Consider the following 14061-nt stretch of genomic DNA (forward strand, 5'->3'; position numbering starts at 1 on the left):
TGGACTTGTGGTTACTCGTAGCTACTGTTTAACTACGCTGAACGAATATTTTCGGATGCATTTGTGTCACTTTGTGGTATGAAGCATGCCGGTGCTGAGCACCGCTCTATGGTAGAGGTGGTGTCTATTTGTTGTTGCTTGAATTTTGTGTTTTTCGAAACGTAACTTCAGCGAAGGTCAAAAACTCTCAATCTACCCTGAACTGGAACTTGTATTGTTTGACTAAATAAGGCCATGGTCACGTCAACGGATAATAATAAAAGAAAGACACTGGTGGAACGGCAATACTACACTTTTGCCCACCCGCCCGACGAGATGGTATTGGACTGTGGCGAAAAATTGGGACCGATTACCCTTGCCTATGAGACCTGGGGAACCCTTAATGCACAAAAAAATAATGCCATTCTTATCCACCATGCTTTTTCCGGGGATTCGCACGTTGCAGGCTATTTGAAAGAGGAAGATGAGCGACCGGGATGGTGGGACAATATGGTCGGGCCTGACAAACCCATTGACACCAATAAATATTTTGTCATCTGTTCGAATATTTTAGGCAGTTGTGTCGGCTCAACAGGGCCCTCCTCTCCTCATCCCGTCACAGGAAAACCCTATGGGCTCAGTTTTCCCATGGTGACTATAAAGGATATGGTGCGGGCACAAAAGGAGCTTATTGATCATCTGGGTATAAAAAAATTGCTCTCAGTTATCGGCGGCTCCGTAGGAGGAATGCAGGTACTGCGATGGTGTGTGGAGTATCCGGAGATGGTTCATTCGGCGATTCCTTTGGCGACAACTCTTCGTCACTCCGCCCAGGCCATTGCCTTTAATGAAGTGGCCAGGCAGGCAATCATGGCAGATCCGGATTGGAATCAGGGTGACTATTATAACGGATCGGGACCAACCCACGGGCTTGCAGTTGCAAGGATGATTGGCCATGTGACCTATCTTTCTGATGATGCCATGCGTGAGAAGTTTGGGCGTAGGCTCTACCGGGATACACTTTCTTTTGGCTTTGATAGCGATTTTCAGGTTGAGAGTTACCTGCATCATCAGGGGAAAAAATTTGTCGATCGTTTTGATGCCAATTCTCTATTGTATATAACCAAGGCAGCAGATTATTTCGACCTTGCCCGGGGTGACGGGAGTATGCTGGTAAACGAGGGGCTTGCCAATGTGACGTTTCTTGTCGTTTCCTTTAGTTCTGATTGGCTCTATCCAACCTATCAGTCAAAAGCGTTGGTCTCGGTGCTCAAGAAAAACGGGAGCGATGTCAGCTTTTGTGAAGTTGAGGCTCAGGGGGGGCACGATGCCTTTTTGCTGCCGAATGAACGGCTCAATGGGTTAATCAATGGTTTTTTAGATAGAGTGTATGATGAACAATGCTGATACGTCGTGTGCGACTATGCGCTTTGATCTCCAGGTTATTGCTTCATGGATTGCTCCAGGTTCGCGGGTGCTTGATTTGGGTTGTGCCAATGGTGATCTGCTGGCCTATCTTAAAGAGCATCGCAAGGTGAAAGGAACAGGGATCGATTTTTCCGAGGAAAAAGTTGCCCATTGCATTGAGCGCGGCTTGACGGTATTACAAGGCGATTTTCGGGAGGAGGTGGGAGACTACCCTAAGAACAGATTTGATGTGGTTGTCCTGAGCCAGACCCTGCAACAAATAAGAGATCCCAGGGAATTATTGCTCGATTTGCTTCGCATCGGCAAACGGGTAATAGTCAGTTTTCCTAATTTTGCCCATTGGTCCTGCAGGTTGCAGGTTCTTTTTTTTGGGACGGCACCGGTAACGGATCAGCTACCGTATGATTGGTACAATACACCCAATATCCGAGTTATTTCCATAAGAGATTTCCATCGGTTTTTGCACATGATTGGGGTAAGGGTGGTTAAAGAGGTGGCAATAAACACCCATCACCATGATTGTAAAGGCAATACAGTCCGTTATTTTAAAAATTTTAGGGCTACCTACGGTATAATGATGTTGGAGCGAGTATAATGGTGACTACTATTAAGGGTGATCTTCCCTGCGGGCAGCAGGAGATAGTCACCAGTACCTGCAGTACTGACTGCAGCACTGATGCTGCTGGAGCAGCGGAGATTGTTAATCCGATTCCGGCAGTTGTGGAGGAACTGGCTGAAGAGTTTAAAAGCGGCCGTTTTACCAGCCATATTGAACCGGTTCCCATTCCTTCTAAAGAAGAGGTGATCAAACTGGTCGAACAGGTGCAGCGGATTCTGTTTCCCGGATATTTTACCTCTATGATCCTGCGGCCTGAAAATCTTGAATACTATTTGGGGCAGCAACTCAGCTTGTTGTATGAAAATCTGGCAAGGCAGATCAGTTCGGCAATTCGCCACGATTGTTTCCGTCATAACCAGGAGTGTACCCGCTGTGGTGAACGCAGTTATGAACTCGCAGCAGGGCTGGTGAAGTCGTTGCCGGAAATACGTAAACTGCTCGAATCCGACATCGAAGCAACTCTTGAAGGTGATCCGGCAGCCGCCAACCGGGACCAGGTTATTTTTAGCTACCCGGGACTGTTTGCTATCATGGTCTATCGTTTAGCCCATAAATTGCATCGATTGAAGGTGCCGCTCCTGCCGCGGATAATGAGCGAGCATGCCTTTCACCGGACAGCCATCGATATTAATCCGGCCGCAAGTATCGGTGGTAAATTTTTTATTGATCATGGTGCAGGCGTTGTCATTGGAGCCACTACTAAAATTGGCTGCCAGGTTCGCATATATCAGGGGGTAACGCTAGGTGCGTTGTCACTGCCAAGAGATGCCGGTGAAAAACTGCGCAATGTCAAGCGTCATCCAACCATTGAGGATAATGTGATTATCTATGCCAATGCGACCATACTAGGCGGAGAAACAGTGGTCGGCGCTCGCTCGGTGATTGGAGGTAACGTGTGGGTGACAGAGTCTATAAGCCCTGATACCAAGGTTCTGTTAAAACAGCCGCAGCTTGTATATCTGGGGCAGGGAGAGGAAATATGAGCACTCATTTTTGCAAAAATATAGCTGATGCTGTTGGTGCAACACCGTTGGTGAAGTTGAAAAATACCTCGGAGAGGTTGGGCATTGAGCTGTTTGCCAAGCTGGAGTCCATGAATCCTCTCGGCAGCGTTAAGGATCGGGTAGCGCTGGCCATGATCATTGATGCCGAGGAGTCCGGGCTACTCACCTCCGATTCCGTTATTATTGAGCCGACCAGCGGCAACACTGGTATTGGTTTAGCTTTTTTGAGCGCCAGTCGTGGCTATAGGTTGATTTTGACCATGCCGGAGAGCATGAGCATTGAACGGCGAAAGCTTTTGAAGCACCTTGGCGCTGAGTTGATCCTGACTCCGGCTACACAAGGTATGAAAGGAGCCGTCGGCAAAGCTGAGGAACTACAGCGCAACACCCCAAACGCCTGGATGCCCAACCAGTTTGCAAACCCTGCCAATCCGGCTATGCATAGAAAAACAACCGGTCCGGAAATATGGGAACAGACCGAGGGGCAACTTGATATTTTTGTTGCCGGTGTGGGTACGGGCGGCACCATCACCGGTGTCGGCAGTTACCTGAAGGAAAAGGATCGGCAGATCAAGGTAGTTGCAGTGGAGCCTGCAGCCTCGCCTGTTCTTTCCGGTGGTAAGCCGGGTCCCCATAAGATTCAGGGTATAGGAGCCGGTTTTGTCCCGGATATCCTGGATCGTACGGTTATCGATGAAATTATCCAGGTCGAAAATGAAGAAGCCGTGCTCCAAGCGCAAGAGATTGCACGCTGTGAAGGAATATTGGCGGGGATTTCTTGTGGTGCCGCAATGGCAGGTGTTTGTAAGATTGCGGCAAAACCGGAGTCTGCCGGAAAACGTGTTGTCGTTGTGCTGCCTGATACTGGGGAACGTTACTTAAGCACCGATCTGATGAAAGAAGCAGGAGAGTAGTATTGTGGGAAAAATAATTTCGTTGAATGTGAGCAAGGAAAAAGGTGTCAACAAAGAGCCAGTTGAAAGCATTACATTGAAGGTCGATCACGGGATTGAGGGAGATGCCCATGCCGGTAACTGGCATAGACAGGTAAGTCTTCTGGCTGAAGAATCCATAGACGTTATGCGCAACAAAGGACTGGAACTTGATCCTGGGGCTTTTGCCGAAAACATAACCACCAGTGGCATTGAACTGGCTACTCTTCCCGTCGGGAGCCTGCTGGAAAGCAATGGTGTCGTACTGGAAATCACCCAGATAGGGAAAAAGTGTCACCATGGATGTGCAATTTTTCAGCAGGTTGGTGACTGTATCATGCCACGGGAAGGTATTTTTGCCAAAGTGATTACACCCGGAGTGCTTCGACGTGGGGATGAACTCCAGGTAAAGGGTAAAGAGGAAGGGGCGAAATAGGCATGGTCAAAAAAACAAGCTGTGATCGTTGTGGAGCCTGCTGCCTGCAAGGGGGGGCTGCGCTGCATACTCAGGATCTGCATTTGATCCAGGAAAAGAAATTGAAGTATGAAGACCTGGTGACCGTTCGCCAGGGTGAGCTGGCCTTTCAGCCCATGGCTTCCGAAGCAGGACCGGTAGCTCATGAATTTTTAAAGCTGCAAGGGAAACCAGGGAGCTGGAGCTGCAAGTTTTACGATGAGGATTTCTTGCGGTGCAGTATTTACCAAGATCGTCCGCTTGCGTGCAGAGTATTGGAGTGTACAGCTCCTGAAGCACTTTTGACCATTACCGGAAAAAATCTGATTACCCGGTTTGATTGTATTGACGATGCCGACCCATTGTTGCCTCTGATCAGGGAACACGACACGAGTTGCCCATGTCCTGATTTAAGTGCTGTCAGTAGTCAGCTCGACGAGAATGGTGCAGATAAGGCGCTGCTGCAATCGTTGGAGGCCACGGTCAACTTAGACCTGCGGTATCGAACCCTTGCCAACAGAAAATTTCAATTGCCTGTGGCCAGTGAACTTTTTTATTTTGGCAGACCACTGTTTCAGTTACTTGCCCCTTTAGGAATTGCAGCTACCCAACAGGAAGAGGAGCTGGTTCTCTCTTTCAAACATAGAGGCAGCCGGTAGCGTAAGCGGCCCCTTTTGCTGTGATGGTGCAATTGAAGTGAAGTGGCTGGTGAATACTATTATGGATACTGTTTGTCAAATATTGCCAATGCACCTTTGGGGCTTTCTGCCGTAATAATCTCTTTTTCCTCGTAGCCTTGAGAGTAGAGTGTTGCCTCCCACCAGTCATTGCCCTTGAGACCAAAGATAATACTGACGGCGATAGAAAGAATGTTGATGACCCCGTCTCCTCTCGGGCCCATTTCGGCTTGGCCGATTACGGCACCAAGGAGCAGCGAAGCCAAGAACAGCGCCGTTCCTGTAAGCCACATTTTTTTGGCGATGGCCCAAAAACAGCTGAAGAAAAAGGCGGGCCAGGACCAGCCCTGCTTTACAGCTTCGGTTGCTCCGTCGTCCGGGTGTCTAAAAATTTTATAGCGCTGCATACAATGTAACTTGTGCCTACTCGTTAAGTATTATTAATGATGGGCCTGGTGCACGAGATCGTTGATGAAAATGTCATAACCATGGCTGCCAATCCCCTTGGTCCGGCTTAAAGTAATAAGGATTGGCGAAAAAGCAATCCCAGGTAGACAAAGGGATATAAAATATATTCATCATGCTGGTTGGGAAAGAATCTAATCCAAATTTCTCATGAACTTTTTGATTTCAAACTCAATTTTTTGATATTATTAACTAAAACACAATCTGTACTATTAACAGCGTGTTTTTTGTTTTAAATCAAAAAGTTCCCCCTTTGGGGCAATAGATTTTTCCGCAGGATCTACGTTACAAGCCACTTGCGGTAGTTTACTATCGGATTCTACGCTTACCTGCTGCGCGGCTTGTGCCTTGCCCTGCAAAAAACTTTATTGATGAGAAATCCGGGCTAAAGAGAGTAGGCTGTTCGCAGTGATCCTATTATTCCTTGAGAACTATCTTTAGATTACCTTCGATTACCTCAAGGGATTCAACGCCTTCTGCAAATCCTTGCCAAAAACCTGCTTCTGTGCCGAATTCTTCGATGAGATCAATGTTCTTCATGCCGCCAAGCCACGCTTTTGGGAGGGGCACACCCATCAGTGAAATACCGCGCAAGATAATGACCGGCCGATTTTGGCGATAGGCAAGCTCGGCGCCGGCTCGTATTTTCAAGGTTTTTCCCCCTAGTATGGGAAAGTCAGGATTCACAGGGATCAGCATCTTGATGCTCACTAGGTCTTGGGCCAAATCTATGGCAACCTGTCTGGCCAAATCGGTATTGTTTGCCAGCAGGCTGTTGAGCTCTTTTTCGTTGAAGATCACAGTCCGACTGGCAGGGTCCTCGGTGTACGCTTCTGGTGTGATTTCAGGTCGCTCATTTTTTCCCACTGGCATATTGTTTCTGTTCTCTTTTGGCCTTTCTGTTACAGGGCTATCCAGTTGCTGGAGCTTTTCTTGCAGCTTCTCCTGTTCTTGAGGGGTGAGGGTGACTGGGGTAAAGGGCTGTGGATAGAGAAAACTCTGGATGATGAACAACGTGATAATGATGGTGGCTGCTATTGCTGCAAAGACGATAAAAGCTACTTGTTTGCCTGAAAATTTTTTGCTTTGTTGTTGCTGCTCCATGTATTTCCTCCATTATGTGTACCTGCTTGAGAATAATTTTTATACCATTGAGCATAGGCCGGGGAAATAGAGAATATGGCCAATTACGACTGTTTTTTCTTTTTCTGCGTCCAAGGGCATCTTGATGAGTAGGAATTTTCGTTCAAGGTGGAAGGAAAAGGCAAGTATGCAAGATGGTCTTCATTATTTTATTGCGCTGGTTACCTATCACCGGTACATCAGCTTGTTACCTGTTATTGAATATTTTCCCTATGAGCTTGAGCGTTATGAATGGTTATTTGATATTTATCGTCGGTGTTATTGTAGTGCATTACCTGTTGGATGTGACCGTATCGGCGCTGAACCTGCGATCTCTGGACCCTGATCTTCCCGAAGAGTTTGCAGGCGTCTATGATGATACCAAGTATAGAAAGTCGCAAGAATACATACGGGTCACCACCAGATTCTCCTTGGTGCAGACAACTATCATCACTTTTCTCACTGTTGTGTTTATTGTTTGCGGCGGTTTTAACCTTCTTGACACGCTGGCAAGGTCTTTTGCCTTTTCTCCGCTTTTCACCGGTTTGTTGTTTATCGGCATTTTAGCGCTGCTTTCTTCGGCGGTGAACCTGCCCTTTTCTCTTTATTCAACCTTTGTCATTGAGCAGCGTTTCGGTTTCAATACAACCACTCCAATGACCTATCTGCTTGATATGATCAAAGCACTTTTGCTTTCTGTATTGCTGGGAGCACCGCTTTTGGGTTTTATCCTTTGGTTTTTCGAGACAAGCGGCCAGTGGGCATGGCTCTATTGTTGGGTGGCTGTTGTGGCTTTTATTGTTATTGTGCAGTTTTTAGCACCAGTGGTCATTATGCCGCTATTTAACAAGTTCATTCCTCTTGAAGAGGGGGAACTGAAAGAGGCGGTTACCGATTATGCAAGGAGGCAGAAGTTTGCACTGCAGGGGATCTATACCATGGACGGTTCAAAACGTTCCACACGGTTGAATGCCTTTTTTACCGGGTTTGGTAAGTATCGTCGTATTGTTTTTTTTGATACGTTGCTTGAGAAGGTCACCACCAGTGAACTGGTAGCTATTTTAGCCCATGAAATGGGGCATTTTAAGAAAAAACATATCATGATAATGATGGCAGCTTCCATCCTGCAGACCGGTATTATGTTTTATATCCTGTCTTTTTTTATTGAAAATGAGCACCTTTTTGCCGCCTTTCAGATGGAACATCTGTCCATCTATGCAAGCCTGGTCTTTTTTGGTTTTCTCTATTCACCTCTATCAACAATTCTTTCCATCTTTTTCCATGTCGCATCCAGGCGTCATGAATATGAGGCTGACGCCTTTGCCGTGACCACGACCAGTGACAAGGAAAGTTTGATCAGCGGGTTAAAGAAGCTCAGCGTCAGTAATTTGTCCAACCTGACCCCCCATCCGCTCCATGTGTTTTTGCACTACAGCCATCCACCTATTTTGCGTCGAATCCAAGCCTTGCGAGAACTTCAGGTTCCCAATGTGCAAAGGAAAGTGAGTTATGCCGGAGAGTGATTATGCATATGCAGAGTAAGCTGGAAAAAGAGAAAATGAAAAATATTGCTATGCAGATGGAGAGTGCGTGGTTGTCTCAGCTCGCAGCCGAATTTGACAACATCTGCTATCAATACACGGTGCAATTACGGCCTCCTATTCTGCAGATTTCACACTCAACAAGGGTGTTGGGGAGTTGGACAGCTCATTCGCGGACGTTGAGTATCAGCAGCTATCTCATCTTGCAGCATCCGTGGCGAATAACACTGCAGGTACTCAAACATGAAATAGCCCATCAAATATGCAGCGAGATCTATGGTGACCAAAAAAACGGTCATGGGGAAGGGTTTAAAAAAGCCTGTAGCCTGATTGGCGTGGATCACTCCTTTCAGCGGGCTGCGGCAGACACAGTAGAGGCACTTTCAACCTGGCAAAAGGAGGATGGCAAAGCACCGCAACAGCATATTCTGGACAAGGTGAAAAAATTATTTGCCCTGGGCCAGTCTGGAAACGAGCATGAAGCAGCTTTGGCCTTGCAAAAAGCAGGCAATTTACTTCGGCAGCATAACCTGTCTATGGCCCATCTTGTGCAAAGCAATGACCTTACACACACAACCATTGACACCAAAAAACAGAGAATGGCTGTGCATTTGAAGGTGATCTCTTCCATTTTGGATGGCTACTTCGGTGTGCGTGTGATTCATGCCAGCCAGTATGATCCGTATCGGAATAAAATCCATAAGACCATAGAACTGATGGGTACTAGGGAAAATGTGGCCATCGCCGAGCATTGCTATTATTTTCTTGAAGAGCGGTTGCATACACTTTGGAAATCTCATCAGGGAAAGATTCTAGGCGACCGCAGGATAGCGAAAAAGAGCTATAGCCTCGGGCTTCTGGCTGGATTTAAGGAAAAATTAGCCAGTGAAAAAAAAGTTTCTGCAACACAGTCCGAGTCTGGAGACGCCTCCACAGAAAAGGCTTTGTTGAAAACAGAGGGTATGCTGGATGTTTTTGTGGCTCAGCGCTTCCCACGGTTGCGGACAACCAAAACCAAAAAGATGCATATCAACCCTGATGTTTATCGTAAAGGCTGTGCGAGAGGGAAAAAACTCCATCTCCGACAGCCGATGGATAGTGGTCAGGAGCAACTTTTGCTCCCACAACGGGATTAATACTCATCCGTTTTTGTTTCTCTGCTTATTATGGGTTCTCAGAAACCTGATGCAATCGGGCAACGGCATGGGCGGTGAGAAAAAATACCCCTGAATTTCAAAGCACCCCAGATTCTGCAGGCACTGTAATTGTTGGCTATGTTCAACTCCCTCAGCGACTAGGCCTAATTTTAATTTCTTTGCCATGAGGATAATGGTTTCAACAATGGTGAAGTTCTCTCTGTCGGTAAGGATGTCGTCTATAAAGGATTTGTCTATCTTCAGCACGGAGATTGGTAGTTTTTTTAAATAGGCCATGGAAGAGTAGCCGGTTCCAAAGTCATCGATTGCCAGCATGATTTTCTGCTGTTCAAACCAATTGAGTAGTTTACGATTTGTGTCATCTGACTCCATGAGCAGTGATTCCGTAATTTCCAACTCCAAAACTGCAGGAGAATACCCGGTCTGCTTGAGTGCTGTTTCTACCATTTCCTGGAAACCTGGATCAGCAAATTGTTTGGCCGAAACATTGACCGATAATCGCAGACTGCATCCTGTTGCCTTACTCATTTCCTGTATGCCTTCAATGGCTTTGTAAAGAATCTGCCTGCCGAGAGTGATGATCAACCCGGATTCTTCCGCCAAAGGGATAAACATATTGGGCGGAACAACCGTACCGTTTGGCTTAATCCATCTGGTCAGAGCCTCAAAGCAGACAGTTGTATTCGTGCGACTGTCGATGCGTGGCTGAAAGTAAACCTGAAACTCATCATTATTTACTGCCTCACGCAGTTCATGTTCCAGTTGCACCTTTCGGTGGAGCTGTTTTTCTATTTCCGGATCAAAAAGGTGGTACATGTTCTTGCCATGATGTTTGGCTTGATACATAGCCAGGTCGGCATTTTTCAACAGGTCGTCCGGAGTTGCGCCATCGTCGGGGTAGATTGTCAGCCCGATGCTGCACGTAATATGAAAATGGTGTTCCGCCAGGTCAAAAGGTTTGGCAAAAGCAGTTTGCACCCGTCGGAGTACATGATCAATTTCTTGTTGGTTTGTAATGTCTGGGATCATGATGATAAATTCGTCACCGCCCAGCCTGGCAACGGTGTCACCTGTCCGCACCGAGCTCAGCAACCGTTGGCCGGCCTGTTTGAGTAAAATGTCGCCAACGGCGTGACCAACGGTGTCATTAACTTTTTTAAAGTTGTCCAGGTCTATGAACAGCAAGAGGATACGCTGATTTTTTCTTGCGGCCGTAGCAATCGCCTGGTTTAGCCTGTCTGCAAGCAAGACGCGGTTGGGAAGATCGGTGAGGGCGTCGTGATAGGCAAGGTGAGTAATCTGTTTTTCTTTTTCTTTAAGTTCCGAGATGTCGTGGGATACAACCACGTAATAGATGGTGCCGGTTGTTTCATTGTGGATATTATTGACGGTCAGCAACTCTGGAAATATGTCACCATTTTGACGCTCGTTCCATATCTCACCGGACCATGTCCCCTCCAGGGCAAGACTTTCCCACATTATATCGTAAAAATTTTCGTTATATTGATCGGTTTTATAGTCGCGTAGTTGTTTTCCCTGAGTCTCTGCAACAGGATAGCCGCTTATTATCTCAAATGCAGGGTTGGTGACCTGGATGATGCCTTGATTGTCAATAATGCAGATACCTTCTACAATGTTATTGAAAACTTCTTCATATAAAAAGAGCTGTTTCTCTTTTTCCTGACGATAGATGATTTCCTCCTGAAGCTGCTTGTTTGCAGCCTTCAGTCTGTCCATGAACAAATTGAAGCTGGTTGCCAGGCGACCTATTTCGTCTTGCCGCCCGCTGTCCATTCTCACCGTCCAGTCTTCTTTACCTTGTTCAAGGCGATGGATGAATTGGACCAGCGGTTTAAGAATGGTGGAACTGACAAGTAAGGTGATAATGGCGGTGATGCAGAGGGTCGTCAACAGGATAAGGGCAAAAAGCTTTTTGATATGGGCAAGAGGCTGCAGTACCTCCTCGGCATAAACCGAGGATGCGACGATCCAGTTAAAGGAGGGCAGAAAATTATAGGCAACAATTTTTTTACGGGCAATTTGATCAGAAGGGTTTTTCCAGGAATAGTATAAACTTCCTGTGCGGGTATTGATCATATTTTTGATAAACGGCTGCCCATTGTTGTCAACAACGTCATAATGGTTGCCGCTTATTTCTGGGTGGACAATGATATCCCCCTTGGTATTGATCACAAACGGGTAACCACTTTTGCCAAAAGAAACTTCGAGAATTTTATCGCGAAAATCGTCGATATTGATGAGGTCGAAAAATTCGTTTTTGTAGGAAGTGACAGAGATTATCCAGTCCCAAGGTTCGAAGTAGGCCATATAGAGAGCTTTTGGCCGTTCCTGTGGTTCGTCAGGGTTTTTCCAGAAATATTCGAGATAACCATTTTTACGTTGAATCTGCTGCTGAATGAATTTCCGATGGGAAAAATCTTTCCCTTGCACGCCTACTCTTGGGTGTACCTGCGCTATCCCCCTACTATCAATACAAAAAACGTATCCGGTTTTGCCGACACTCTGATTGTATAAGATGTTCATGGCCCACTGCCTGGCCTCTAGCTCAGAAAGCATTCCCTGGAGGTATTTGTCGTATATACTCTCTATAACTGCAAGGTTACTTTCGGCGATGGCCCGGAGATGGTTTTTTATGGACACGCTGGTGGTTGTTTCCACCATGTCACGTATAATTTTATTGGTTTTATGGAGTTCTTGTTCAATATTATCGGTGATGCTGGTTTTAAATTGGTGATAAAGGAGGGAAAAACTCACTAAGAAAATGAGGACAAAGATGAGCCCATAGGCCCAGAAAAGCCGACTTCGAATAGAGATGTTATTTAGAAAATGCATATAGCCCAAAGAGGTGAAGTTGCCGATGTGGCATTTTTGCTTATTGGAAAAAGAGGTATCCCTTCTTAGATTAATTATGCATTAGTTCCTTGCCGGAGGCAAGGAACTGATCAACTTTTAGAAAAAAAGAGTTGTCTTTGTAAGAGATTGGGAGAAATGTTTATTTGGTGGCTGTTTGTGCCAATGCCATTTGGGTGTAGAGTCGGTGTAGCTTCCGGGTAAGTTTTCCAGGCGTTCCTGTACTAATGGGATGGTTGTTGATTTCAACAATGGGGACAACAAATGCTGCAGATCCTGTCATAAAAGCCTCTTTGGCATGCTGTGCCTCGTCAACACTAAAGGGCCGTTCTTCAAAAATGATATCGTTTTCCCGAGCCAGGGCAAGCATGGATCGTCTGGTAATGCCGGAGAGAATCGCTTTGCTGAGGTGGCGGGTGATTAGTTTATTGTCATTTGTTATTATATAGGCATTGCTGGCTGTAGCTTCTGTTATGAGGCCGTTTGGGTCAACAAGCCATGCATCATCCTTTCCCGCATGGATGGCTTCCATTTTAGCCATGCTGGATGCCAGTAGACCAACGGTTTTAATATCAGGTCGTCCCCAGCGAATATCAGGGGTAGTGATGATGCGGATACCTTTTTCAGTCGCAGGGGCGTTCAGTAGTGATTTTATCTGCGTGAAGGCCACCAGGCTTGGTACAACCTGTTCTGGAAAGGCAAAATCTCGGTCTGCGGCACCTCGTGTAATCTGGAGGTAGACAATCCCTTCTTCAAGACGGTTACGCCTGATGAGTTCTTGCTGCACCTCAATAATTTTTGAATCGTCAATCGGTGCTGGAATGCTAAGCGCAGAGAGCGATCTATGCAGTCTTTTCAGGTGCTGGTTGTTGTCTATCATTTTTCCCTGCAGCACCCCGGTTACTTCGTATACACCATCGGCAAAGAGGAAACCACGATCAAAGATGGAGATTTTGGCATCATTTTCCGGTGAAAAAGTACCATTAACATAGACAATACGTTGCATTTTTACTGGCCTTTATACGTGTTGTATATCTGCAGATAACATTTAAGGGGAAGGTGTTTATCCGGTTCAAGGTTAAATATGGGAAATAACCATGCCGAGAAATTCTTTGAGACGTTCATTCTTTGGGTTGGTAAAGAACTGGTCAGGCGGACCCTGTTCCTGGATTTTCCCTTGGTCAATAAAAATAACCCGGTCTGCCACCTCTCGAGCAAAACCCATTTCATGGGTTACCACCACCATGGTCATGCCCTCATGGGCCAGTTGCTTCATGACCTCCAACACTTCACCGACAAGTTCCGGGTCAAGTGCTGATGTCGGCTCGTCAAAGAGAATGACTTTTGGCTGCAGGGCAAGGGAGCGGGCAATAGCCACTCGTTGTTTTTGACCACCGGATAACTGTTCCGGGAAAGCATCTGCCTTTTCAATAAGCCCAACTTTATCCAGCAGAGAAAGGCCAAAGGTTTGTGACTCTTTTTTAGCCATGGAGCGGACTTTGATAGGGCCCAGAGTAACATTTTCCAGCACAGTCATGTGTGGGAAAAGGTTAAACTGTTGAAAAACCATCCCTGCCTCAGCCCGCACCGTATTAATGTTAGTGGCTTTGGCCATGATATCGTGTCCGTCGACGATAATTCGACCGGAAGTCGGTTTTTCAAGGCGGTTTATGCATCGTAGCACTGTTGATTTGCCGGAACCTGAAGGCCCGATGATGCACACTACCTCGCCTGTTTTTACATGGAGATCCACTCCTTTGATAACTTCCAGAGAGCCAAAACTCTTATGAAGATTCTCGATCTGTATCATGT

At 46.4% G+C, this 14061-nt stretch carries 13 protein-coding genes; 8 read left to right on the forward strand and 5 right to left on the reverse strand.

Annotated elements, in window-relative coordinates:
• Positions 1-234 precede the first annotated feature (234 nt).
• Genes metX through ACHZCY_RS13895 form a run of 6 tightly spaced genes read left to right on the forward strand, consistent with a single transcriptional unit; the run spans position 235 to position 5075 of the window.
• Positions 235-1386, forward strand: a complete 1152-nt coding sequence (metX, locus tag ACHZCY_RS13870) for a homoserine O-acetyltransferase MetX (RefSeq protein ID WP_205222144.1) — start codon at positions 235-237, stop codon at positions 1384-1386.
• On the forward strand, positions 1373-2002 hold the full coding sequence (gene metW, locus ACHZCY_RS13875; RefSeq protein ID WP_394713442.1) for a methionine biosynthesis protein MetW: 630 nt from the start codon (positions 1373-1375) through the stop codon (positions 2000-2002). The genes metX and metW overlap by 14 nt, the downstream gene beginning before the upstream one ends.
• Positions 2002-3009, forward strand: coding sequence for a serine O-acetyltransferase (locus ACHZCY_RS13880; protein WP_319549311.1), 1008 nt, complete (start codon positions 2002-2004; stop codon positions 3007-3009). Before metW ends, ACHZCY_RS13880 begins: the two co-directional genes overlap by 1 nt.
• Positions 3006-3944 (forward strand): cysteine synthase A, encoded by a 939-nt coding sequence (gene cysK / locus ACHZCY_RS13885; protein WP_205222142.1) that lies wholly within the window; start codon positions 3006-3008, stop codon positions 3942-3944. Before ACHZCY_RS13880 ends, cysK begins: the two co-directional genes overlap by 4 nt.
• Positions 3945-3948: 4 nt before the next feature.
• The gene (locus ACHZCY_RS13890) at positions 3949-4398 is read left to right on the forward strand and encodes an MOSC domain-containing protein (protein ID WP_205222141.1); all 450 of its coding nucleotides are present in this window, start codon (positions 3949-3951) and stop codon (positions 4396-4398) included.
• A 2-nt stretch (positions 4399-4400) separates the two neighbouring features.
• The gene (locus ACHZCY_RS13895; protein ID WP_205222140.1) at positions 4401-5075 is read left to right on the forward strand and encodes a YkgJ family cysteine cluster protein; all 675 of its coding nucleotides are present in this window, start codon (positions 4401-4403) and stop codon (positions 5073-5075) included.
• A gap of 59 nt (positions 5076-5134) precedes the next feature.
• Here the strand turns inward: ACHZCY_RS13895 and ACHZCY_RS13900 are convergent, their stop codons facing one another.
• Both ACHZCY_RS13900 and ACHZCY_RS13905 read right to left on the reverse strand, forming a co-directional pair.
• Positions 5135-5500, reverse strand: a complete 366-nt coding sequence (locus ACHZCY_RS13900) for a DUF2628 domain-containing protein (protein WP_205222139.1) — start codon at positions 5498-5500, stop codon at positions 5135-5137.
• A gap of 475 nt (positions 5501-5975) precedes the next feature.
• Positions 5976-6662, reverse strand: coding sequence for an arginine N-succinyltransferase (locus ACHZCY_RS13905; RefSeq protein ID WP_319549312.1), 687 nt, complete (start codon positions 6660-6662; stop codon positions 5976-5978).
• 266 nt (positions 6663-6928) lie between these two features.
• On the opposite strand from ACHZCY_RS13905, the gene ACHZCY_RS13910 reads away from it, so the two are divergent.
• Together ACHZCY_RS13910 and ACHZCY_RS13915 are read left to right on the forward strand one after the other, a co-directional pair.
• Positions 6929-8203: a M48 family metallopeptidase gene (locus tag ACHZCY_RS13910; protein WP_319549313.1), complete on the forward strand. Its 1275-nt coding sequence runs from the start codon at positions 6929-6931 to the stop codon at positions 8201-8203.
• A 2-nt stretch (positions 8204-8205) separates the two neighbouring features.
• Positions 8206-9357, forward strand: coding sequence for a DUF2786 domain-containing protein (locus tag ACHZCY_RS13915; RefSeq protein ID WP_319549314.1), 1152 nt, complete (start codon positions 8206-8208; stop codon positions 9355-9357).
• 3 nt (positions 9358-9360) lie between these two features.
• On the opposite strand, the gene ACHZCY_RS13920 is transcribed toward ACHZCY_RS13915, so the two are convergent.
• From ACHZCY_RS13920 to ACHZCY_RS13930, 3 genes are all read right to left on the reverse strand, one after another.
• Positions 9361-12231: a bifunctional diguanylate cyclase/phosphodiesterase gene (locus ACHZCY_RS13920; RefSeq protein ID WP_319549315.1), complete on the reverse strand. Its 2871-nt coding sequence runs from the start codon at positions 12229-12231 to the stop codon at positions 9361-9363.
• Between the two features lie 160 nt (positions 12232-12391).
• A complete protein-coding gene (locus tag ACHZCY_RS13925) occupies positions 12392-13255 on the reverse strand; it encodes a D-amino-acid transaminase (RefSeq protein ID WP_319549316.1) in 864 nt (287 codons plus the stop codon).
• A gap of 72 nt (positions 13256-13327) precedes the next feature.
• The gene (locus tag ACHZCY_RS13930) at positions 13328-14059 is read right to left on the reverse strand and encodes an amino acid ABC transporter ATP-binding protein (RefSeq protein ID WP_205222133.1); all 732 of its coding nucleotides are present in this window, start codon (positions 14057-14059) and stop codon (positions 13328-13330) included.
• Positions 14060-14061: the final 2 nt, after the last annotated feature.

It is taken from the genome of Desulfogranum marinum (assembly GCF_963675105.2).
GTDB classification, from domain to species: domain Bacteria; phylum Desulfobacterota; class Desulfobulbia; order Desulfobulbales; family Desulfobulbaceae; genus Desulfogranum; species Desulfogranum marinum.

What these genes read in the sequence shown, in the direction of transcription:
- metW (WP_394713442.1), top strand. Translation starts at nt 1,373, where the DNA reads ATGAACAATGCTGATACGTCGTGTGCGACTATGCGCTTTGATCTCCAG.
- cysK (WP_205222142.1), top strand. Translation starts at nt 3,006, where the DNA reads ATGAGCACTCATTTTTGCAAAAATATAGCTGATGCTGTTGGTGCAACA.
- ACHZCY_RS13880 (WP_319549311.1), top strand. Translation starts at nt 2,002, where the DNA reads ATGGTGACTACTATTAAGGGTGATCTTCCCTGCGGGCAGCAGGAGATA.
- ACHZCY_RS13915 (WP_319549314.1), top strand. Translation starts at nt 8,206, where the DNA reads ATGCATATGCAGAGTAAGCTGGAAAAAGAGAAAATGAAAAATATTGCT.
- ACHZCY_RS13930 (WP_205222133.1), bottom strand. Translation starts at nt 14,059, where the DNA reads ATGATACAGATCGAGAATCTTCATAAGAGTTTTGGCTCTCTGGAAGTT.
- ACHZCY_RS13905 (WP_319549312.1), bottom strand. Translation starts at nt 6,662, where the DNA reads ATGGAGCAGCAACAACAAAGCAAAAAATTTTCAGGCAAACAAGTAGCT.
- ACHZCY_RS13910 (WP_319549313.1), top strand. Translation starts at nt 6,929, where the DNA reads ATGAATGGTTATTTGATATTTATCGTCGGTGTTATTGTAGTGCATTAC.
- metX (WP_205222144.1), top strand. Translation starts at nt 235, where the DNA reads ATGGTCACGTCAACGGATAATAATAAAAGAAAGACACTGGTGGAACGG.
- ACHZCY_RS13900 (WP_205222139.1), bottom strand. Translation starts at nt 5,500, where the DNA reads ATGCAGCGCTATAAAATTTTTAGACACCCGGACGACGGAGCAACCGAA.
- ACHZCY_RS13920 (WP_319549315.1), bottom strand. Translation starts at nt 12,231, where the DNA reads ATGCATTTTCTAAATAACATCTCTATTCGAAGTCGGCTTTTCTGGGCC.
- ACHZCY_RS13895 (WP_205222140.1), top strand. Translation starts at nt 4,401, where the DNA reads ATGGTCAAAAAAACAAGCTGTGATCGTTGTGGAGCCTGCTGCCTGCAA.
- ACHZCY_RS13925 (WP_319549316.1), bottom strand. Translation starts at nt 13,255, where the DNA reads ATGCAACGTATTGTCTATGTTAATGGTACTTTTTCACCGGAAAATGAT.